This window comes from Acinetobacter sp. WCHA39, assembly GCF_002165385.1.
GTDB lineage: Bacteria > Pseudomonadota > Gammaproteobacteria > Pseudomonadales > Moraxellaceae > Acinetobacter.
This window is the reverse complement of sequence record NZ_NHRP01000006.1, coordinates 40,352-62,129: the sequence shown is the minus strand read 5'-3', so window position 1 is coordinate 62,129 and position 21,778 is coordinate 40,352. Positions and strand designations below refer to the sequence as shown.

20 protein-coding genes and 1 riboswitch are annotated in these 21,778 nt (G+C 38.9%); of the genes, 11 read left to right on the top strand and 9 right to left on the bottom strand.

Translation table 11 applies throughout. The features are described from left to right. Positions 1 to 49 precede the first annotated feature (49 nt). Both CDG56_RS04590 and CDG56_RS04585 read right to left on the bottom strand, forming a co-directional pair. The gene (locus CDG56_RS04590) at positions 50 to 1,492 is read right to left on the bottom strand and encodes a protein adenylyltransferase SelO (protein ID WP_087547074.1); all 1,443 of its coding nucleotides are present in this window, start codon (positions 1,490 to 1,492) and stop codon (positions 50 to 52) included. Between the two features lie 136 nt (positions 1,493 to 1,628). Next, positions 1,629 to 2,798 (bottom strand): acyl-CoA desaturase, encoded by a 1,170-nt coding sequence (locus CDG56_RS04585; RefSeq protein ID WP_005162177.1) that lies wholly within the window; start codon positions 2,796 to 2,798, stop codon positions 1,629 to 1,631. A 211-nt stretch (positions 2,799 to 3,009) separates the two neighbouring features. On the opposite strand from CDG56_RS04585, the gene CDG56_RS04580 reads away from it, so the two are divergent. Further along, positions 3,010 to 3,537, top strand: coding sequence for an META domain-containing protein (locus CDG56_RS04580; protein ID WP_087535682.1), 528 nt, complete (start codon positions 3,010 to 3,012; stop codon positions 3,535 to 3,537). A gap of 29 nt (positions 3,538 to 3,566) precedes the next feature. Here CDG56_RS04580 and CDG56_RS04575 read toward each other — a convergent pair whose 3' ends face one another. The 3 genes from CDG56_RS04575 to CDG56_RS04565 all read right to left on the bottom strand — a co-directional run bounded on the left by CDG56_RS04575 (position 3,567) and on the right by CDG56_RS04565 (position 6,864). Then, positions 3,567 to 4,286 (bottom strand): glycerophosphodiester phosphodiesterase, encoded by a 720-nt coding sequence (locus tag CDG56_RS04575; protein ID WP_087547073.1) that lies wholly within the window; start codon positions 4,284 to 4,286, stop codon positions 3,567 to 3,569. Positions 4,287 to 4,306: 20 nt separating this feature from the next. After that, on the bottom strand, positions 4,307 to 4,894 hold the full coding sequence (locus CDG56_RS04570; RefSeq protein WP_087547072.1) for a cob(I)yrinic acid a,c-diamide adenosyltransferase: 588 nt from the start codon (positions 4,892 to 4,894) through the stop codon (positions 4,307 to 4,309). A gap of 95 nt (positions 4,895 to 4,989) precedes the next feature. Continuing rightward, the gene (locus tag CDG56_RS04565) at positions 4,990 to 6,864 is read right to left on the bottom strand and encodes a TonB-dependent receptor plug domain-containing protein (RefSeq protein ID WP_087547071.1); all 1,875 of its coding nucleotides are present in this window, start codon (positions 6,862 to 6,864) and stop codon (positions 4,990 to 4,992) included. Between the two features lie 36 nt (positions 6,865 to 6,900). Beyond that, a riboswitch (cobalamin riboswitch) is annotated at positions 6,901 to 7,114 on the bottom strand. A gap of 117 nt (positions 7,115 to 7,231) precedes the next feature. On the opposite strand from CDG56_RS04565, the gene CDG56_RS04560 reads away from it, so the two are divergent. From CDG56_RS04560 to CDG56_RS04545, 4 genes are all read left to right on the top strand, one after another. Next, entirely contained in the window at positions 7,232 to 7,891 is a 660-nt protein-coding gene (locus CDG56_RS04560) for a phosphoribosylanthranilate isomerase (RefSeq protein ID WP_087547070.1), read from the top strand. Beyond that, on the top strand, positions 7,872 to 9,116 hold the full coding sequence (gene trpB / locus CDG56_RS04555; protein ID WP_087544576.1) for a tryptophan synthase subunit beta: 1,245 nt from the start codon (positions 7,872 to 7,874) through the stop codon (positions 9,114 to 9,116). The genes CDG56_RS04560 and trpB overlap by 20 nt, the downstream gene beginning before the upstream one ends. Before the next feature lie 114 nt (positions 9,117 to 9,230). Beyond that, the gene (locus CDG56_RS04550; protein WP_087547069.1) at positions 9,231 to 10,379 is read left to right on the top strand and encodes a GGDEF domain-containing protein; all 1,149 of its coding nucleotides are present in this window, start codon (positions 9,231 to 9,233) and stop codon (positions 10,377 to 10,379) included. 18 nt (positions 10,380 to 10,397) lie between these two features. Then, positions 10,398 to 11,393 carry a DUF2804 domain-containing protein gene (locus tag CDG56_RS04545; protein ID WP_087547068.1) on the top strand — a complete coding sequence of 332 codons (996 nt, stop codon included), beginning with the start codon at positions 10,398 to 10,400 and terminating at the stop codon, positions 11,391 to 11,393. Positions 11,394 to 11,445: 52 nt separating this feature from the next. Here CDG56_RS04545 and CDG56_RS04540 read toward each other — a convergent pair whose 3' ends face one another. Further along, positions 11,446 to 12,321: a metal-dependent hydrolase gene (locus CDG56_RS04540; protein ID WP_005162153.1), complete on the bottom strand. Its 876-nt coding sequence runs from the start codon at positions 12,319 to 12,321 to the stop codon at positions 11,446 to 11,448. A 118-nt stretch (positions 12,322 to 12,439) separates the two neighbouring features. Here CDG56_RS04540 and CDG56_RS04535 point away from each other — a divergent pair, with 118 nt between their 5' ends. After that, positions 12,440 to 13,462 (top strand): AraC family transcriptional regulator, encoded by a 1,023-nt coding sequence (locus tag CDG56_RS04535; protein ID WP_087547067.1) that lies wholly within the window; start codon positions 12,440 to 12,442, stop codon positions 13,460 to 13,462. A 35-nt stretch (positions 13,463 to 13,497) separates the two neighbouring features. On the opposite strand, the gene CDG56_RS04530 is transcribed toward CDG56_RS04535, so the two are convergent. Next, positions 13,498 to 14,829 (bottom strand): Na+/H+ antiporter NhaC family protein, encoded by a 1,332-nt coding sequence (locus CDG56_RS04530; protein ID WP_087547116.1) that lies wholly within the window; start codon positions 14,827 to 14,829, stop codon positions 13,498 to 13,500. Between the two features lie 276 nt (positions 14,830 to 15,105). Between CDG56_RS04530 and trpA the strand changes: the two genes are divergently transcribed. From trpA to CDG56_RS04505, 5 genes are all read left to right on the top strand, one after another. Continuing rightward, positions 15,106 to 15,909, top strand: coding sequence for a tryptophan synthase subunit alpha (trpA, locus tag CDG56_RS04525; RefSeq protein WP_087547066.1), 804 nt, complete (start codon positions 15,106 to 15,108; stop codon positions 15,907 to 15,909). Continuing rightward, on the top strand, positions 15,906 to 16,802 hold the full coding sequence (gene accD, locus CDG56_RS04520) for an acetyl-CoA carboxylase, carboxyltransferase subunit beta (protein ID WP_087535690.1): 897 nt from the start codon (positions 15,906 to 15,908) through the stop codon (positions 16,800 to 16,802). Before trpA ends, accD begins: the two co-directional genes overlap by 4 nt. Beyond that, complete coding sequence (gene folC / locus CDG56_RS04515) at positions 16,799 to 18,085, top strand: bifunctional tetrahydrofolate synthase/dihydrofolate synthase (RefSeq protein WP_087535691.1); 1,287 nt, start codon at positions 16,799 to 16,801, stop codon at positions 18,083 to 18,085. The genes accD and folC overlap by 4 nt, the downstream gene beginning before the upstream one ends. Further along, on the top strand, positions 18,076 to 19,182 hold the full coding sequence (locus tag CDG56_RS04510; protein WP_087547065.1) for an SPOR domain-containing protein: 1,107 nt from the start codon (positions 18,076 to 18,078) through the stop codon (positions 19,180 to 19,182). The genes folC and CDG56_RS04510 overlap by 10 nt, the downstream gene beginning before the upstream one ends. 88 nt (positions 19,183 to 19,270) lie before the next feature. Continuing rightward, positions 19,271 to 20,206, top strand: a complete 936-nt coding sequence (locus CDG56_RS04505) for a DUF6929 family protein (RefSeq protein WP_087547064.1) — start codon at positions 19,271 to 19,273, stop codon at positions 20,204 to 20,206. A gap of 155 nt (positions 20,207 to 20,361) precedes the next feature. Here the strand turns inward: CDG56_RS04505 and CDG56_RS04500 are convergent, their stop codons facing one another. Continuing rightward, a complete protein-coding gene (locus CDG56_RS04500) occupies positions 20,362 to 20,949 on the bottom strand; it encodes a dual specificity protein phosphatase family protein (RefSeq protein WP_005162137.1) in 588 nt (195 codons plus the stop codon). A 1-nt stretch (position 20,950) separates the two neighbouring features. Beyond that, the gene (locus CDG56_RS04495; protein ID WP_005162136.1) at positions 20,951 to 21,760 is read right to left on the bottom strand and encodes an MBL fold metallo-hydrolase; all 810 of its coding nucleotides are present in this window, start codon (positions 21,758 to 21,760) and stop codon (positions 20,951 to 20,953) included. Positions 21,761 to 21,778 lie beyond the last annotated feature (18 nt).

The following is a 21,778-nucleotide window of genomic DNA, read 5'->3' as shown; positions in this document are numbered from 1 at the left end:
CTCACCTGAGCCGCGATAGCGGCACTAAGTACATCAAAATTATTCATCATTAAGACGAACAACTTACCATCACCTCAGGCACATCACTTGGTAAAGGTGCAGTATCTTGTTCAGTTTCCAAATCAGGCTGTTTTTGATAAGGCTGATTGAGTAGCTTAAATAAACGATCAACTTCACTGAAATCACCACGTTCAGCTTGTTCAATCGCTTTTTGTGCCATGTGATTGCGTAAAATATAATGAGGATTAGCGCTTTGCATAACTCGATCTAACTCGTCTGTATCTTGAGTTTTGCGAATTTCCTGATATTGATGGAGAAAAGCATCAAACTGACGTAGATCTAAGCAATCATCACGGAGTGTTTTATATTCCTTGTTCTGTAGGCGAATAAAACTTTGCGTATAGTCGAGTTGTTCCGTTTGTAAAATTCGCAAGAATGCAAAACTACAATCTAAACTGTCTTTATGAAAATGGGGGAGTCCCATCTTCTCGCAGAGTCCTTGACCATAATGATGTAAAAAGATTGGTTCAAACTGCTCTAAACAAGTTGCTAAATCTTGTTTGAATTGTTCTTTATGCTCAGGTGTGGCTAACGATATGAGATTGTTCAACCATGTCCATAGATTCCAGTGTCCAATACTTGGCTGATTCTGGTAGGTATAGCGACCCTGATAGTCAGAGTGGTTGTTAATCCAGTTTGGTCGAAAGCGTTCCATAAATCCATAAGGACCAAAATCTAAGGTTGAGCCTGTAATATTTAAATTATCGGTATTCATTACACCATGCGCAAAACCGACTAATTGCCATTTGGCGATCATGATTGCTGTACGTTCAATGACAGCTTTAGCGAAACCCAGAACAGGGTTCTCAGCTTCTAAACATTCTGGATAATGCCATTCGATACACTTTTGCGTAAATTCAGTTAAAAGTTCAGGTGCATATTGATTGATCCACTCAAAATGCCCGAAACGGATATGACAATCCGAAGTGCGTAATAGCATTGCGCCAAGTTCTAAAGTCTCACGCTGTACGCCTTGTGCTGATGTAGTGAAACCGACTGCATGACTAGATGCTACGCCAAGCGCATTCAGTGCATGACCTGCTAGATATTCACGAATCACTGAGCGCAGTACCGCACGACCATCACCCATACGAGAGTAGGGCGTTGAACCTGCACCTTTCAGATGTAGATCAATGGTTTGTCCATGTTGATTTAGAATTTGTCCAATCAATAAACCACGCCCATCCCCTAATTGACCTGCCCATTGACCAAATTGATGACCTGCATACACCATTGCTAATGGCGTGAATTTAGCAAAGGTTTTTTGCCCGCTACAAATCTCAACCCAGTTGGCTTTATCCTCTTCATTCCATTGCAACTCATTTGCCAAAGCCTCATTGAAATGACCTGCTTTTGCACCACGTAAAGGACTTGGTTGCTGTTGATGATAAAGCTTTGAATTGAGAGATGAATACCGAGGATTGAAATGCATAGGTCAATATCATGGCAAGAAGCTGAATGATGACTATAACAAAGATAGATCTAAAATAGTGAATTGTGATTATGAACTGAGTCTTTAAATAGGCATAAAAAATGGCCTCTAAAGAGACCATTTTATTGAGTATTTTTTATTCTGAAACTGGTGCTTTTTTGATATTACGCACTAAAGTTTCTAGACATTCACGATGGTGTGCAAGGCGATGTTCAAGCAGTTGGAAATCAACTTTAAGTTTATGATCCATTTGATGGATTTTTTCAGCCATTGCCGCTTTTTTTGCTTGTAGTTCTTGCTCTTTTAATTTCGCCCAATCGTTTAGAGTCAATGTAAAAGCTTCATATTCTTGAGCAATACGTTGTTTCATCTGAGCAATATCAGTGTTCACATCGTGACCATAAATTGCGAGGTCTTGTTCAGCATATTTAAACTTCATCGCAAGCTCTGCTTTTTGGATATTAAAGCTTGGAATACGACGTAAGTTTTTCGCTAAGCCTAACTTTGAACTTGTCCAAATTAGCCATTTGGTAGGGTCATATTGCCACCATTTAACACCATTACGGTAATCGTATTGGAAAATATGGTGATAGTTATGATAGCCCTCACCCCAAGTGAGAATCGCTAGGATAAAATTATCACGTGCGGTATTTTCGTCAGTATAAGGGCGTTTACCCCACATATGACATAAAGAGTTAATGAAGAAGGTGACATGATGGCTAAGGAATAAACGAACTAAACCACCCAAAAGTAACACACCCCAGATATCACCAACTAACCAACCGACAGGCAACAAAATACCTGCATGCACAGCAATAACTAAAGGAACATAATATTTATCTTGGAACATGACTAATTTGTCATTTAACAAATCAGGCGCGTTTTTATAATTTGGTTCGGCAGCAGGGTAGTTACGTAACATCCAACCCATATGTGCATACCAGAATCCATTATTAATAGAGTATGGATCTTGGTCTACATCGTCAACATGACGGTGATGTGTACGATGACCTGAAGCCCAAAATAAGATACTATTTTGAACTGCAAAAGTACCCATAATCATAAGAATGATTTTTAAAGGTAGGGTTGCTTCATAAGCACGGTGTGCCCATAAGCGATGATAGCCAGCAGTGATACCTAAACTGCTTACACCTAGTAAGACAAACATGCTAATCCATGCGCCCATACTAAAGTCATGATAATAGGTATAAATTGGAATCGAAATGAGCGCAACAACTGGTAAGAATACCAGTGCGAAAATTGCAATCCAATTAATGGGTGCTTTCTTGAGTGGGGCGGAAGTCATATCCGTCAGCGCTCCTAAAAACCTTGTTTACACAAGATATAAAAACCAAACGAGATAGCAAAACCAATCATGACGATATATTGCTATTTTATGTTCGATATTAGCATGCTCAGATTAGATAACACTAGCATTATTCTACAGTTGTACTGAAAGAACAGTAACAGAATTCGTTTGTTGAATTAATCAATAAATTAAAAGGCGAAATAAATCAATGTCAGAACAAATAAGCGTGAAAAATACAATTTATTCTTTGAATAAGTTTTTTCACAAAACTTTAATATTATCTTGTGCTTTGCTACTTACTGCATGCCAAAGTCAACCGACACAGATCACTAAAAATAGCTTACATCCAAAACGTGTAAGTGAATTGCCTCCTATGCAAGTTCGTAAAAGCAACGATGGCATTCAAGAGGTGAATTGGCAAATAACCATGATTCAAAATAAACGTGCTTTATTCTTCAATCAATACCCAAGTTTTATGCTGAATTCAGTGACTAAAACCATTTCAGGTCATACGGGCTGCAATAACATTTATGGAAGTTATCAATATGATCTTAGCCAAAGGAAAATAAGTTTTGATGTGAGAGCGCAGCACTTAAGTTGTGATAAAGCATTAGCACAAGAAGCAGATCTGATGGATGCGATGCAGCGGATTGAACGTTTCCAAATTGAAGGGACGAATTTGTATTTATTAGATGCGAAAGGGCAGCGTTTAATTCAGGCGCAATCTAAAAAATAAAATTAGTTGTCGGAATAAACTCCATACTTTTATAAAGTTAGATGTTGCAACATGGTGCTCGGGAAATCAGTGATTAACCCTTGAATGCCCAATTGTTGTAGATGTTTGGCACGTTCAACGTCATTAACTGTCCAGACACTCACAGCAAGTTCGGCTTGCTGTGTAAACTGAATGATTTGATCAGTTGCCAGTTGATCTTTCCAACCAATTTGGTGGCACTCATATTGTTGAGCAAGCTCGATTGCGTATTCCCCAATTGGAATTTCAACCAACAGACCACGTTTAAAATGACTTTGATGTTGTTGTAATGCCGCTAAAATTTTTACATCAAAACTCGTAATTGTGGCAGTTTGTTCAAAGCCGACTAAATCTTGGTGTAATTGTAGAATTAAACGCTCAGCCGTTACTTCATCTGCAACTGCTTTAATTTCAACTTCAATATGTTCAAAATCAGTTAAACAATCCATTACATGGGGCAGGCTGGGTGTGTATTCTTCAGATCCCCACGCCTGCCATTGATGGCGATGATCAAATTGCTGAGCTTCAGATAAATTACAGCTTTCAACATGATGTGATTTACCTGTGGTACGAGCAAAATCATCATCATGAATTACAACCAATTGGTCATCTTTGAGTTGACGCACATCAAACTCAACTGCACGTACACCTAAATCATGCAAGTAACGGAAGCCTCCTAAGGTATTTTCAGGAGCTTCACCACGTGCACCACGATGACCAATGATTCGCATTTTGATTTACCGTAAAATAATTATGCTTGATCAATACTATCATTAATGTTTTTTTGCCAAAGCACTTCACTACCGCCTTCTGCACGTTGCAAAGCACGTGAGGCAACAAATAACCAGTCGGATAAACGGTTCAAGAGTTGTAATGCAGTAGCTTGAATATTTTGATCACGATTGTGTACTGACATTAAAGCACGTTCTGCACGACGGCATACAGCACGAGCTTGATGTGCATAACTACATGCTAGGCTACCCGAAGGCAAGATAAACTCTTTGAGCATTGGCAGAGATTCATTCATGTGATCAATTTCTTTTTCAAGAAATTCGATACAAATTGGTTGGAGTAAGTGGTAGTTGGGAATACAAATTTCGCCGCCTAAATCAAATAACCAATGTTGAATCAAGCTTAAACTTTTATCCCAATCAGCTTTATTTTCAATTTGAGATGCGCTGATTTGTGCTCTTAATACACCAATCGTGGCATTAAGTTCATCTACATCACCTAGCGCATTAATTCGTAAGTCATCTTTAGCGACACGTGAGCCATCCCCAAGTCCTGTTGTGCCTGAATCACCTGTACGTGTATAGATTTTACTTAAACGATGTCCCATGAAGCTGTCCTACAAATAAAAAGGGGATAATGTCGGTCAGAACATTACCCCGAAATTGGAGTTAAGAAAATATTTTTATTGTCTCGATTATGCGATTAGTAACGGAAAGTCACACCCGCAGAAGCTTGGCGACCACCGTTTACATACCAACCATCACCAAAATTATCAGCAGTTCTGTACTCAACATCACCCATATTCTCAATATTACTGAAAACTTTAATATTAGGGTTGATATTCCAGTACATGTTTAAATCAACGGTTGCATAACCAGGAGCTTTAACTTTATTGGCATTATCTGCATAAATATCTGAGCGTGCGATAATTGAGGCGCTTATTCCATAAATTGAATTTTCAAGTCCAGTCGTTAAAGTGAGGGTCTGTTTAGGCTTATATGCAACTCTCAGATCAGTCTTTTTATCTTTTGAATCAACATAAGCGTATTCTGTGTTTAGGAATAGGTCATCTTTTTTCCATTTAAGACCTAGCTCACCACCATTGATTTCAGCTTTATCTATGTTGATATACGTTGAGTTCGGGCTTGAGTATTTATAGCTGATTAAATTTTTTATTTCAGTATGGTAAGCAGATAAAAAGGCATTTAGGTTTTGCCCAATTCTTTGATCTACACCAATTTCATAGGAAATACTTTCTTCTGGTTTGAGATCAGGATTACCATAGGTATTTCCATAGGACTTTTCTGAAAAATAATAGAGTTCTGTCAGGGATGGTGCTTTAAAAGCTGATCCGATACTGGCATAAATACTTGTTTCGGGTAATACTTGATAACGAACAGCTCCTTGACCGATTGTATGTGTACCGAATAGTTCATTATCTTCAGTACGAACACCAACCTGAGTATTTAGCTTATCTGTCTTATACTGATGTTGAACATAATAACCGGTAGAATCGATACTTTGTTTTTTATCTTTTACATCATTACTTTTAAAATCTGATTTTAGATAAGTTACACCTGCGAGTAGATTATTCTTAGAGTCTATATTCCAGTTTAAGTTTAGATCACCTTCATTGTTTTCTGTATCAAAGTGGTCTGGATCACTATCTTTTACTTGTTGGTTATCAATAAAGTTTGAATAACGTGCAGATAATGTAAGGTTCTCAGTAACACCATATTGAATGCTTGAATTAATTAGGCGATTCTCAAATATACGCTCTGCATTATTTTTGCTGATCATGTAATTGTAGAATTGACTCAGCCCTTCATTCTGACTGATTGACAGGTCAGTTCTAATATTCTTTTTATTGTCGTAACCTACTTTCGCACTATAACCTTTCTGATCATAAGCGGCTTTTTGATCTTTGCTTTGATTATCTAGAACTCGTGTTCCATCACTTTCTAGACGTTGTCCTCTAATTTGTGTATAAAAACCATCTTGAATAAGGTCAGCTCCCGCAATGGCTTTATAGGTATTATTTTCCCCATAGATACCTGTAATAAAACCGCTATTTTTTGTTGGAGTTGAGGTTATCATTTGAGCCACTCCACCAATTGCCTCTGTTCCATATTGTACAGAGGCTGGACCTTTAAGAATTTCTATCTGTTCAAGATCAGATGAATCAAGAAATGATGGATAAATTGCAGCAAGGTGGTTTTGGCTATTTAGACGAGCGCCATCTTTTAATATGAGAGTGTGATTTGGTCGAGTTCCACGAATTGAGATTTCTGTGATCTGACCTATTCCGCCACTTTGTTTGACAAAAACAGAAGGATCACGCTGAATTAAATCTGATAAGTTGAGAGCAGGATTCTTTTCAATCGTTTTTTGATCAATCACAGTCAGACGTGCAGGAACATTCTTTAACTTTTCTTCAGAACGAGATGCCGTCACAACAATCGTATCTAGCGTCGCGGTTTTCGCGCTTGATTGATCTTGAGCAAAAGTAGTTGAAGAAAACCCCATCGCAATAGCGATAGCACCAACTAAACGTGTCGGTTGAAAAATAGTAGACATGATGTCGCTCCATACATTCACCCGTCGTGAATGTTAAAGTGGAAATAAACAACAAGCAGGTCTCCGGACTTCACTATATCATCACAATGACGATGCTATTAATCATCTTCCCACATCATTCAGATGCAGTGATTTGGCGTTTAGCTAAGATTAATAATTCGGTGTTACCGTTGCGAGGGCAGTGTTGGACTTACACCAACTTCCCTATAAGCAAAAGAATGTGCTTTAGACTTGTTGCGAAATGATGCGAAGTATAGAGTGTTCACGTTTTTTAAACAATTGCATTTGGAAATGAACTTTGACCAAAGTATGTCAAATTGCTTTACAATGTGAGAGTAGTAAATAGTCATCTCAAATTGGACATCAAATGCGTCAAACACAATTGCGAACTCGTGCCAAAATTTGTGGAATTACTCGAACTCAAGATGTTGAGGCTGTTGTACAAGCAGGAGCAGATGCGATTGGATTGGTATTCTTTCCCCCAAGCCCACGTCATGTCAGTATTGAACAAGCGCAAATTTTGGCAAGCTCAGTACCCGCTTATGTTCAGTTGGTCGGTTTATTTGTAAATGCAAGCGCAGAAGAAATCCAAACAGTGCTTGATTCAGTTCCGTTGGATGTATTACAACTACATGGTGATGAAACACCTGAACAATGCCGACAAATTGCGTTGCATTGCAAACGCCGTTGGTACAAAGCCATTCAGGTTAAACCCGATTTAGACATTTTGACCGAAATTCAACGCTATCAAGCTTTGGGAGCCAGTGCGGTTCTACTTGATGCGTGGCATCCTGATTTAAAAGGTGGAACAGGTCACTGTTTCGATTGGAATAAATTTCCAAAACTCGATATTCCACTAATCTTGGCAGGGGGCTTAACCCCTGAAAATGTGAGTGACGCTATTGATACTACAGCAGCTTTTGCTGTGGATGTCAGCGGAGGCGTAGAGTCCGCTAAAGGTATAAAAGACCAACAACTCATTGAAAAATTTATGCAAGGAGTCCAACGTGGATCAGCAAAACCTTAGTCAACAAAATCAGGCGATTGACTACACCCAGTTTCCAGATGCTCAGGGGCATTTTGGTATTCATGGTGGGCGTTTTGTGTCAGAAACGCTTATGGCTGCACTTGAAGACTTAGAACGTCTTTATGGTCGTATGAAAAATGATGCTCAGTTTTTAGCAGAGTTTGACCGTGATCTTGCGTTTTATGTTGGTCGTCCAAGTCCACTTTATCATGCTGAACGATGGTCTCAGCATCTCGGCGGTGCGCAAATTTACTTAAAACGTGAGGACCTAAACCATACTGGCTCTCATAAAGTAAATAATACGATTGGTCAGGCTTTATTGGCAAAACTTTCGGGCAAAAAACGAATCATTGCTGAAACAGGTGCTGGTCAACATGGTGTTGCGACCGCAACCATCGCTGCTCGCTTGGGTATGGAGTGCGTGGTGTACATGGGTGCTGAAGATGTAAAACGTCAGGCGATGAATGTCTATCGCATGCGTTTGCTTGGCGCAAAAGTTGTACCAGTGCAAAGCGGATCCAAAACTTTAAAAGATGCATTGAATGAAGCGATGCGCGATTGGGTCACCAATGTTGATACGACTTATTATGTCATTGGTACGGTTGCTGGTCCGCACCCATATCCACAGCTTGTACGTGATTTCCAATCAATCATTGGTCGTGAAGCACGTCAACAGATCCAAGCACAAGCAGGGCGTTTACCTGATGCCTTGGTGGCTTGTGTGGGCGGAGGTTCAAATGCAATGGGCTTGTTCTATCCATTCCTGAATGATCAGGATGTGAAAATGTACGGTGTTGAAGCGGCAGGTTTCGGCATTGAAACAGGCAAACACTCAGCGCCATTGAATGCAGGCCATGTGGGTGTATTACATGGTAACCGTACTTACCTCATGTCGGATGAGCAAGGTCAGATTATTGAAACACATAGTATTTCAGCAGGTTTGGATTATCCTGGTGTAGGGCCTGAACACAGTTTCTTAAAAGATATGCATCGTGTGGAATATGTGCCAATTAAAGATGATGAAGCCTTACAAGGCTTCCGTGATTTAACTCAGATTGAAGGCATCATTCCTGCGCTTGAAAGTTCACATGCGATGGCCTATGTGACCAAACTTGCGCCGACCATGTCCAAAGATCAAATTATTATTGCCACCGTTTCGGGTCGTGGCGATAAAGATTTAATGACGGTTGCGAAAATTGATGGTATTCCGATGGTCGACTTATAAAACTGAATAGGTGTGTGATAAGATCGGCTAAAGCGTGTGCCTAAGCCATATTAATATTGTGACTAGTTGTACATGGACGTATAACACAAGAATAATCATAAGGGATGATGAGGGATGAAATATTCCTTAGCTACGTATTTCAGTAAAGCCTTTCTTGCAATTTTAGATTGGGATTTAGTTAAAAAATCCCAAGTTATATTGCTGTATGCGAGTTTTACGGCTGCTGTTATATATTTTATACAAATAAAATATATGTATCACCCTTTAGCAAATACCGAGTTATTGCTTAAACTTCAGTGGTTGTATCCAATTGTATTTATTTTAAATATCCTTTTAATTTTGTTTGGTTTTCTTATTAAAAATAAGCCGAATGTGCATATTTATTATGTGTTGTTTTTATCGGTGTATTACCCATTTTCATTGTTAGGTTTGCCAATAGGCATTGGTTTGCTGAACATGTTAAATGGCGTTATTTTTATGGGGATAACCTTTACCGCTTTGTTGTTATTCCCTCGTTTCTCTGTTTATTTTGGCTTGGTTGCTTATGTTATTGCGTGTTATTTATTATCTGCGCTTACGGTGTTGGGTTATTTAGATTATGCAGTGGCTTATAAGCCTTATACCTTGATGCATAAAGATGTTCAGAGCGCTCAGATTATTTATTCAATGTTTTACACCACTTTATATGCGGCATTTACCATTACGTTATTTGATATAAGTATAGAGCGTTGGCGCAGATATAATTCAAAAATAGAAAAACTCAGTTGTACTGATGAGTTAACAGGGCTGTTGAATCGCCGTGGGGTCAATGAGATTATTGATTTACAGATGCAGCAGGCACAAATTACCCATCGAGAAACATCGTTGATTATGGTGGATATTGATAATTTTAAAAATATTAATGATCAATATGGACATCATCCAGGAGATTTGGTTTTAAAACATGTCGCAAATATACTGCGAAAAAATTTACGAGCCAGTGATGTGATTGGACGTTATGGTGGTGAGGAATTTGTCATTTTATTACCATTTACTTCTATTGAAAATGCAGTGTTGTTGGCAGAGGTATGTCGTAAAGCATTAGAGCAAACTGCAGTTGAAGTGAAAGAAAATGAAATGCTTTATATCAAGGCGTGTTTTGGGGTAAGTAGTACAGCCTTTAGTGGTTTTGATTATACAGGCTTGTTTGAGCAAGCAGATAAGGCGATGTACCAAGCCAAACGGAATGGTAAAAATCAGGTCAGAACGGCATTTACGTTATAATTGAGTTGGGGAAATCTTGTGAAATTGATACAGAAAAATGGCCAGCCTCGTTATGGGCGTTTTGATCAGATACCTTCACAGATCAATTTGGATGACTATATTTATAAAACGCCTTATGGCCAAGTACTAAAAGGCTGGCGCAAGCAGCTGAAATATAAAAAATTTAAATTCTGTGGTTTACAACATGAGCATTACAGCATTGGTATTGCGATTGTCGATCTATCATGGGCAGGGCATGGCTTTTTCTATGTTTATGATCATCTTTCTAAAAAAGTAATCGAATGGAATGCGATTCAGCCATTAGCGTTGAAAACCCAACTTGATGAACAACCTTTATTTAGTCAAAGCTATTTTAAAAAATCTGCTTATCAATTTGATATGCAACACGCCAATGGTGTGCGTTATATCCAAGTGACCAAACATGGCGAAGTACAACTGAAAGCGCGTATTTTTTGTGCAGGCACTGATGCTTTAAGTTTATGTAGCCCAACTGGGATCAATGGCTGGACGTATACACAAAAACAAACCACTTTGGCAGTAGAAGGCTTTTTTATTAGCCCAGATCAACAGCAGATCGAATTTAATACGTATAGTCTCGCTGCACTCGATGATACCTGTGGTTTTTTACGACCTGAAACCGCTTGGTTTTGGTTGTCTTGTCAGTTCCGTGATGCAAATGATCGCCGTATTGGCTTGAATCTCGCATCAGGTGTCAATGAAAGTTTTGGTAATGAAAATGCGTTGTGGGTTGATGGTCGTTTATATCCACTCACTGATATTTTATTTGAGCAACAAAATGAAAATTGTTGGTCAATTCGTTCTTTAGATGAGCGATTAAATTTGCTAGTTGAAACGGGTTGGTGTCGTTTTGAGAATATTAACTTACGTTTGATCGGTAGTCAGTTTAATCAGTGGCAAGCGAAAGTCTGCGGTACGATTGAACATGAAAATGTCGAACTGGTGATGTTAAATCAAGAATATGGGTTGTTAGAACAGCATTATGCGAAGTGGTGATAATGACAGAAAGAATCCCCTAAATTCAAAGGGGATTCTTTTGATACGTGAATTAAAGCCCTGCTTGCCAAAAAGCTTCACCCGCAGCAATTGGATCATTGGTCTTCGCTAAAGTATCAACCCAAACATCATATTGGCGAATAACAGGATGTTGATTTGGATGGAAATCCTTTTTAAACCAGTCACTATATTGAGATCTTTTTGCAGTCAAAATACCGTTACGACCGAAGAACCACGGTAAACCTTTACGTGCCATATCAAAGCGTTGTCTTAAATTAAAACCATCTGTTTTAAGCATGACATCTGTACGGTACAAAGTAAAACCAAACATCATCACTGTGGTGAAGAGCAGTGCAAAACGTCGAGTTGCTTCTGGTACATCACCGACTTGCTTCATCACATCAAAAGCAACATCACGATGTTCCATTTCTTCAATCGCATGCCAAGCGAATAGCGCACGAACAAATGGATCTGCCTCCGCTAAAGTCTCTTTTTTACTATAAAAAGTATCTGCCATTAACGCAGTTAAATGCTCTGCAGCTGCGGTCATGGCAATGTTGTATTGAGCTGAACGGTTTTTTAGTTCAAATCTAAAAATCTTTTTCAACCGAGCAGTGAACTGATCAACAGGCATACCTTGTTCTTTCATGATCTGATTCATTTTGTCATGTGCAATACCATGCTGTGCTTCCTGACGGATAAAATCAGCCACACGCTCTTGCAAATCAGGATCATTAATTTTGTCGCGGAATAAACGCACACATTCAATAAAATAGCGTTCGCCATCAGGGAAAGTTAGGCTTAATGCATCAAACATACGAGTACGAAATGGATCACCACCAAACCAAAAACGTGGTGCTTGGTCTAAATGAAAATCTAGTTTTGTTCTAACAACTGGCTCAACTTGATAGGAAACATGTGCATTCATTTTTTGCTATTCCTTGTCTTTTCTTCATGAACTCAGTATGGAAAAAGTCCGATGAAATGTTTTGACAGTTACAGCCAAGTTTTATACAAATAACGACAGATCAGGATGAGATCGGCATATGTCAGTTAAAATTATTATTGGATATTTGCGATTGTTTAATCGTGTTTTACAACAAGAACAAATTGATTTGTCTAAAGTTGTTGCGCCTGAGCTTTGGCAAGCTTTTCATACTTGCTTGGAAAATCCAGATGAGCATGATTTTGATGTCGAACGTTATGCGTTGCTTTTGCAATCGGCACAAGCTTATTTCCCTCGACCGATTACATTAGTATTGGCTGAACATGCCAATTTGCAAGATTTGGGTTTAATGGGATATTTGGCTTCAACCAGTTTAGATCTGCAACAGGCGTTACAGCTTTTACAACGTTATTATTCTTTAGTCTTTAAACAAACGAATTTAGAACAACTGAATGTTCAGCAGTTTTCTGATTATATTCAAATTGTTTGGGGAGCATCCTATAGTGATTATCGGGAAATGTATGAGCTAAATCTGGCGCTGATCTTTAAAATTTCTCAGTCTATTGTACAAGATGCCCTCATTCCACCACAGATGATTCAATTTGGTTACGCACCACATACAGCTTTATATCATTTTGAAAAATTTTATGGTTGTCCGATCCAAATTCAAGCTGGACAATATGCAATTCGCTTTTCAAATCAAATTTTAAAAGCAAAAAGCATCGCTGCAGACCAACAATTAAACCATGTACTCTCGACTCAAGCTCAGCAATCACTGAATAGCATTGCTTCTTTTGAGATTCAGCAACAACAGTTCCGTCAAAAAATACAAACGCATATTGAACAAGGACTTTTACAGCAAGAAGAACTACTGCTCAGTTATGTTGCTAAGCGTTTGCATTGTTCAGAACGAACATTACAACGCCAACTCAAAACCTATCAGCTTAATTTTCAAGATATTTTAGATCAGTACCGTTTGGAACAAAGTAAACTGTATTTGCAACAGGGCAAATCATTGTCAGAAATTGCGGAACGTTTAAATTATGCTGATCAAAGTGCGTTTGGGCGGGCGTTTAAGCGTTGGACAGGAATTACACCCAAGCAGTTTTTGAAATCTCTTTAACTTTAAAGCAAGCTAAAGAGATTTATGGATTGTTTTTAGCGTGTTTTTAAACGTGGATAATTAAAAACAATTGCAAGGATTGCGCACACTGCAAGAATCCAGCAATAGTAGATATTGCCAATTAGTTCAACTGGCGAAAGTTTGGCAATTGAACAAGCAAGCAGTAATTGAGCACCGTAGGGAATAATTCCTTGGATTACGCAAGAAAAAATATCAAGTAAAGCTGCACTTCGCTTAGGGTCAACACCATATTCTTTCGCTACTTCACGTGCCATATCTCCTGATAAAATAATCGCAACGGTATTATTGGCGACAAATAAATTTGAGAATATGACCAGAAAACTCATGCCTAATTCACCTGCACGCTGTTTGCCAAATTTGAATAGACGTGTAATCGTATAAATACGTTGAATAAGCCATTGCAAACCGCCTTCTTTTTGCATCAGGGTAGACAAACCACCTAGCAACATGGAAAGTAATGCCACCTCAAACATGCCAACAAAGCCATCATAAATTGAGTTATTGAGTTTTAATAAATCAAATTCAGGTTTTTCAATGAGACCAATCACACCTGACAAAATAACACCAATCATTAATACAGCAAGTACATGCAAGCGTGTAAAGGCAAGAAAAAAAACAGCTAAATAAGGCAAAATAAGCAATAAATCATAAGGTTTTGATGGAATGGAATCTGTTTGGTGACTCATCATTATATAAAGCATTAATGTAATGATTGCGGCAGGAAAGGCAATCCACACATTCACCCTAAATTTATCTCGAAGTTCAACATTTTGGCTACGTGTGGCAGCGATCGTTGTATCCGAAATCATAGATAAATTATCACCAAACATAGCGCCTCCCACCACTGCACCTATGGCATAGAGAGGTGCTATCTCTGTTGCTTGGGAAAAACCGAATGCAATTGGTGCACAAGCTGCGATGGTGCCCATAGACGTTCCCATGGCTGTTGCAATAAACGCAGCAATAATAAATAACATGGGTAACACAAATTCAGGCGAAATCAGCGAAAGTCCCAACTGTACTGTCGCATCGACACTGCCTATGGCACTGGAGACACTGGCAAAAGCACCTGCCAACATAAATACCATAAACATTAAAATCAAATTTGGATGGCTAGCGCCTTGTAGGAATTCCTCAATTGCCGTATTGAGTTTCTGTTTATAAAGTAGTAATGCCAGAATAACGGCTGGAATTGCTGCGATAGGTGCTTTGACTTGATAGAATGCAAATTCTGTCCCGATCATTGAATGATAGAGACCACTCCCGAGAAAGATGATCAAAAATACCAATAGTGGTAGCAAAGCAAGGGCATTGCTTTGTACTTTTTCCTGAGTGTGGGAAGACATAAAAATAAAAAGAAAACTTAAAAATTGCGAGTAGTATAAAGGAGCTGAGCTCATTTCTAAAATCAGCCTCGATGAAGCTAAAATTAGGAAGCTTTGATCATTGAGAAAAAGCTGAAAATATAGATAAATGTAGCAGGGCAGTTGTAAGTAGCAACATTCACTGCTGCAATCACGTCAAACTCTGTTCAATGAACAAAAAATAGCGTTACAATGCAGTGTTATTGTATGACTACAAACAACTCCTCAATTTATATAAATCAAGGAAAGCATAATCCTATGTCACGTCTTGCCACTCGTTTTGAACAGCTTAAATCTCAGCACCGTAAAGCGCTTGTTTCTTATGTTATGGCAGGAGATCCGCATCCACAAGTCACGGTTCCATTGCTTCATCAAATGGTTGAAGCAGGCGTTGATGTAGTTGAGTTGGGTTTGCCATTCTCAGACCCAATGGCGGATGGTCCAGTGATTGCCTTAGCTGCTGAACGTGCTTTAGCAGGTGGATCGAGCACACTCGATGCTTTGAATATGGTGAAAGAATTTCGCGAAAAAGATCAAACGACACCCGTTGTTTTAATGGGGTATTTAAATCCTGTTGAAGTGATTGGTTATGAAAAGTTTGTGGCTTATGCGAAAGAGTGTGGTGTTGATGGTGTACTTTTGGTGGACTTACCGCCTGAAGAATCAAAGCAATTTGGCGATGTCTTAAAACAAAATGAGATGGATCAAATTTTCTTACTCGCACCAACATCAACTGATAAACGTATTCAGCATGTTGTAAATCAAGCCAGTGGCTTTGTTTACTATGTGTCGTTAAAAGGTGTGACAGGTGCAGCAACACTAGATACCTCTGAAGCAGCAGCTCGTATTGCGAAAATTAAGAGCATGACTAACGTTCCTGTTGGAGTTGGTTTTGGGATTAGTGATGCAGCTTCTGCAAAAGCAATGGGTCAAGTTGCTGATGCCGTAATCGTAGGAAGTGCTTTCGTTAAATCTTTTGCGACATTGCCAGCAGACGAAGCTGTGCAACAGACGGTGAATAAAGTGAAGGAGCTTCGAGCCGCGCTCGATGAGTTAGTATGAGTCAAGAATTAACAGCAGGGAAGGTTCTGAGCCCATCAACGCCTTGGACAGAGCGTCAAGTGCCTGGTATTCAAGTTGCGAATGAACAACAAACATTCAAAGCAACATTTACGGAACCAACCATTGAATGTCCTGAATGTCATGCCTTAGTAACACGTACGGCAATGTCATTTAATGCCTACGTATGCCCACAATGCGATGAGCATTTGCGTATGCGCGCACGTGATCGTTTGAATTGGTTCTTTGATCAAGTCAATGCAGAGTTAGGTCAAGAATTTAGTGCGAAAGATCCATTGAAGTTTGTGGATAGCAGACCTTATCCAGAGCGTATGCGTGAAGCACAAGATAAAACTGGTGAAACAGAAGCGTTAGTTGTAATGCAAGGTTCATTAAAAGGTTTGGACTTGGTGGCTTGTGCATTTGAGTTCGACTTTATGGGTGGTTCAATGGGGACCGTTGTTGGTGATCGTTTTATTCAAGCGGCAGAACGAGCAATTCAACTCCATCAACCGTTAATTTGTTTTGCTGCTTCAGGCGGTGCTCGTATGCAAGAAGGCATGTTGTCTTTAATGCAAATGGCGCGTACTTCGGCTGCGATTCAAAAAATGAAAGAAGCTCGTGTTCCATACCTCGTTGTATTGACTCATCCCGTCTATGGAGGTGTAACAGCTTCATTAGCGATGTTAGGTGATGTACATATTGCTGAACCGAAAGCGATGATTGGTTTTGCAGGTAAACGTGTCATTGAACAAACAGTTCGCGAGAAGTTAGAAGAACCATTCCAACGTGCAGAATATTTGCTTGATCATGGTGTGGTCGATCAAATTGTTCATCGTCATGCATTACGTGATACTGTATATAGACTCGTAGCTAAACTGATGAATTTACCTTGAAACTGGACGCACCACATTCTACAGATACATTAACAACATGGCTCGATTATTGGGGCCATGTTCATGTTACAGGCATTGATTTAGGTTTAGAGCGCGTAATTCCCGTTGCTGAAAAGTTGGGAGTTATGCAACCTCAAGCAAAAGTTTTTACTGTGGCAGGAACGAATGGTAAAGGCTCAACAACAACGACACTCGCTGCAATTTTAAATGCACAAGGTTATAAAGTTGGTTTGTATCAATCACCGCATATTTATCGTTTTAATGAGCGGGTAAAACTTGCTGGGATTGAAGTTGATGATCAAAGCTTAGTTGATGCCTTTGTGTTGGTTGACCAAGCCCGCCGAGAATGTGGTTTATCATTGTCCTTTTTTGAAGCAACCACTTTGGCTGCTTTTCTTATTTTCAAACTAAAACAATGTGATGTCTGGGTACTTGAGGTTGGCTTAGGCGGTCGTCTGGATGTCGTGAATGTGATTGATCCTGATATTGCCGTGATTACCAATATTGGTTTAGATCATGTTGATTGGTTAGGTGACACGATAGAAAAAATCGCCTTTGAGAAAGCAGGGATTATTCGTCCGAATATTCCAGTGGTATTTGCTGGTCAACAGCAATTACCCCAAGCGATTCAAGATAAAGTAGCTGAAACTCAAGCAGATCTATATGCGCTGAATCGAGATTATTTTTATCAACTTAATGATGATGGTCAAACTTGGTCATTTGCATCCTCTGGCACAACGCTAAAACTGCCAATCGGTCAGCTTGCATTAGATAATATTTCGACTGCTGTTGCAGCGGTACTGGTGAGTGGTATTGAGGTCTCTCAGGCAGCGATTGCAACAGGTATTCAGCAAGCACGTTTGCAAGGTCGTTTTGAAATACGGCAAATTCAAGACAAAACAGTGATTTTTGATGCTGGACATAATCCACATGGCGTCGAATTTTTATTGAATCAGTTGCGAAAATTCTTAAAATACAATAAACAGTACACAGATGTTGTCGCAGTATTTTCAATGCTGGCAGATAAAGATATCTCGTCTGTCACCGATTTACTAAAAACAACAGTAAAAGATTGGTTTATTGCTAGTTTAAATGTACCTAGAGCAGCCCCATTGCATCAATTACATGATGCATTACAAGGTCAACAGGTATATGAGTACGGTAATATCCAGCAAGCCTTTGAAGATGTGCTGAAGCAAAGTAATAACAATCAGCTGATTTTAGTCTGTGGATCGTTTCATACCTTAGAAGCGGTTTGGGAGTATTTAGAACAATGTCAATGAATAACAAACAACGCTGGATGGGAGGCGTTGTTCTATTGGGTGGAGGTGTTTTATTGGCAGCATTACTCCTTAAAGGTAATGACGAAATAGGGCATAACAAAACGCAAACGGCAATTACACACCCAATTCCTAAAACAGAACCTAAAACTCAAACAGCTCAATCGACCCAAGAAGGTGAAATGGTTTCATTACAACCATTAGCCGTAGATGTTGAGACAGAAAAAAGATTGCTTGAAGAACAACGCCGTTCTCGTGAGAAAGCCGTTGCTGAACAAGAAGCACGTGCAGCTGATTTTCTAAAAATGCAACAAGAAGCTGAAGCTGCTGCTGCGCGTAAAGCAGCCGAAGAATACGCTGCAATTAATGCACGCCGTACAGCCGAACAGGAAAGCTCTGATAACATTCCGCCAGAGCTTGGCGAAGATGATAAAACTAAGACACAACGAGCGACCGAAGAAAAAAATAAATTAGATGAAAAGAAAAAATTAGAACAGCAAAAAGCAGATCAGCAGAAAAGTGATACTGATAAAAAGTTAGCGGAAGACAAGCGCAAGGCTGAAGCCGAAAAAAAGTTGGCAGAAGAGAAGCGTAAGGCAGAAGCTGAAAAAAAGGCTGAGGAAGATAAGCGTAAAGCTGACGCTGATAAAAAAGCGTTAGAAGAAAAGCGTAAAGTTGAGGCAGACAAGAAAATTGCCGAAGATAAACGTAAAGCCGAAGCTGAGAAAAAAGCAGCTGAAGAGAAGCGTAAAGCTGAAGCTGAGAAAAAATCGGCTGACGAGAAAAAGCGTAAAGCTGATGCTGAGAAAAAAGCCGAAGCTGAAAAGGCTCGTGATCTCATGGAAAATGGAGATAAAAAGTGGATGGTACAAGTGGCATTGGCTGCCAACCAAGCTAATGCAGATGCAGTTGTATCTAAATTGCGTGCCAAAGGTTATAAGGTTACAACAAGCCCGACTTCAAAAGGAATTCGTATCATGGTTGGACCATCGAAGGATCGAGATGTTGCAGATGCAGCACGTAAAAAAATTACTTCTGATGAAAGTTTAAATATGAAATCAGCGTGGGTGATTGATTGGGTTCCACTTGATCAGCGATAACAAAAGATAAACGACGAGATCAAAGCTGGAAAGCGTCTGGTTTTGACCTTGTTACAAGTGTTCTATTTCTGCGGGCAGTGAGTACAAGATGAGTAGCGGCTTTAAGATATTAGAACACTTTATATTTTCAGAGGATTCGAGTGTTAGTGCACTTTCTGGCGCGGCTTGTGTGGGGGATGATCTCTACTTGGTTGGAGATGATGTGGGTTACTTACTCAAAACTGACCGAAAAAATAACATCAATCGTGCGACTAATTTTGAAAAAATTCCATTATTTGAACAGCCTAAGCATACGACACTAACGGTATTTAGTAAAAAAACTAAACCAGACTTTGAAGCGCTTAGCTGTATTCGCTTTGACGGACAACCTCAGTTACTGGTGATGGGTTCAGGTTCTACAGAAAATCGAAAAAAAGCATTATTGTATAATCCAGCTGATCATCAGGTTCATGTTTTACTTGATACCTCGGATTATGATTTTTTAGAACATTGTTTGGCGTTGACTGGTGGCGCTGATCTCAATATAGAAGCAGTTTGTTCAGATCAAAACAATTTATACATTTTTCAACGTGGCAATATCAATCGTTTTCATGGTGTTTTAGTCTTTGATTTAATACAGATTCAAAATGGAAAATCATTAGAATGTGCGCTCAAAAAATCATTCAATCTGACATTACCAGAGCTTGAAGGGGCAGCAAGTGGTATTTCTGATGCTTATTTTTTTGTGGAGAAAAATCTAATTGTTGCCACTGCTGCGGTTGAGCAAACATTAAATACTTATGATGATGGCGCGGTGCTAGGCAGTTTTATTTTGGTGTTATCGCCTGAGGGAAAAATTTTATATACACATCTGATTCAGGATTCGAAAGGACAAACTCTTGCTATTAAAGTAGAAGGAATTACATGGTTAGAGTCGACATCGGATGGTGAGGTATTTTTATTGGTCACGGATAGCGATGGTGGTGATTCTGAAGTTTTTAAACTATTACTTAGCAACTCTGTTTTTGCCAATTCTTCACGTTAGTCCGTATTTCTTAACTTACCATTCAACTTATAAAATTAGGTTTTTAAAAAGCCCAATAAAAAATGCATAAAACCCAAAAATTAAAGAAACAAATCTTACACGTCTAAGCTCTATCTCTCTAAAAATTGGATTTAATCTAAAACTCATCTCGCAATCTAAATAGATGCTGGATTCGAAAGTTGTTGTTGAATCCATTTTATATTTTCAGGGGTGAAAAGGTGGTCAATATTTTTCCAAATAATATGATAGCCGTATCCTCCTTGTTTCATTTCTTTAACCGCATCTTCAATTGCCCAATGCTCAAAAATAATTCGATACATCGCAATTGTGGCACCAGTTCGATCTGAGCCATGATAGCAATGCACTAGGATTTTCTGGTTTTGTTGTTTAGCAGTTTGAATAACACGCATTGCTTCTAACAAGTCTTTACGATTGATTGCCCAAGTATTGATTGGAATGTGTACCAGATTAAAAGGCTGATCTTTTAAAACTTTGGCATCTTCATTTCTAGCTCTCAAATTGATAATCGTATTAATTTGATGAGCTTCAAGGCTTGGGATCAAATCAATACTCGGCTGTTCGCTACGAAAAACATCTGAACTAATTTGATAAAAATTATGAGTGTTAGAAATAAGAGTTCCCCAATTTTGAGGACGTTGGTCTTTTTCTAAACTCGAATGCTGCATACACCCAGAAACATTAAGCGTTGATAAAAGAACAACAGTGATAAGCGCTTTTTTCATATTATTGATAACGATCAAATTCAACAGGATCATGCGCACAAATTAACTCAATACTCGGTTCATGTTGAGCCAGATATTGTAACTGTTTAAGGTTATGTAACCTTTGTCGATTATCTTCTGCCAATAAACGTTCAGTAAAATCTAAGGCTCTCAATTTGTTTTTTGGATTGAGTTCTAAATGGGTGTAATACGCATCACCACAGAATAAAATCCAGCCTTCAGCTTTTTTAATTGCAATACCACAATGTCCAGCAGTATGACCAATCAATGGAATCATCAATATTTCATCTTGGAAAAAAGGAAGACCTTGAACCCTTTTTAAATTAAACCAAGCTTCACCATTTGTATGTTCAGCAAAATTCCAATGACGATGTTGTTTAAATTGTTCAGTTTTATAACGAAGTTTACCTTTGGCTGTTAATGTCTGTGTTGCATTAAACTCGGAAGCTAAAATATGCACGGTTGCATTAGGAAAATCTGAGATACCACCTGCATGATCAAAATCAAGATGTGTGACAAAGATATGTTGCACATCTTCAGGGCGTAAACCTAATTTTTGAATTTGTTCGATGGCACTTAATTTGAGATTGGGCACAATCGAACCAAATTGAGTCAGTAATGAACCTAGACGTTGTTCAGTGTGCAAATAGTCCTGTGTACCCAAGCCTGTATCAATTAAAACCAGACCTCGATCAGTTTCAATAAGTAGGCAATGACAAACTAGATGTGCTTTCCAGCCTTTCTGTCCAAATAGGGGAGCACAAACAGGGCAGAAGCTTCCGCAATGGAGATGATGGATGTTATAAATCATCGTGATTGTTATTCTATT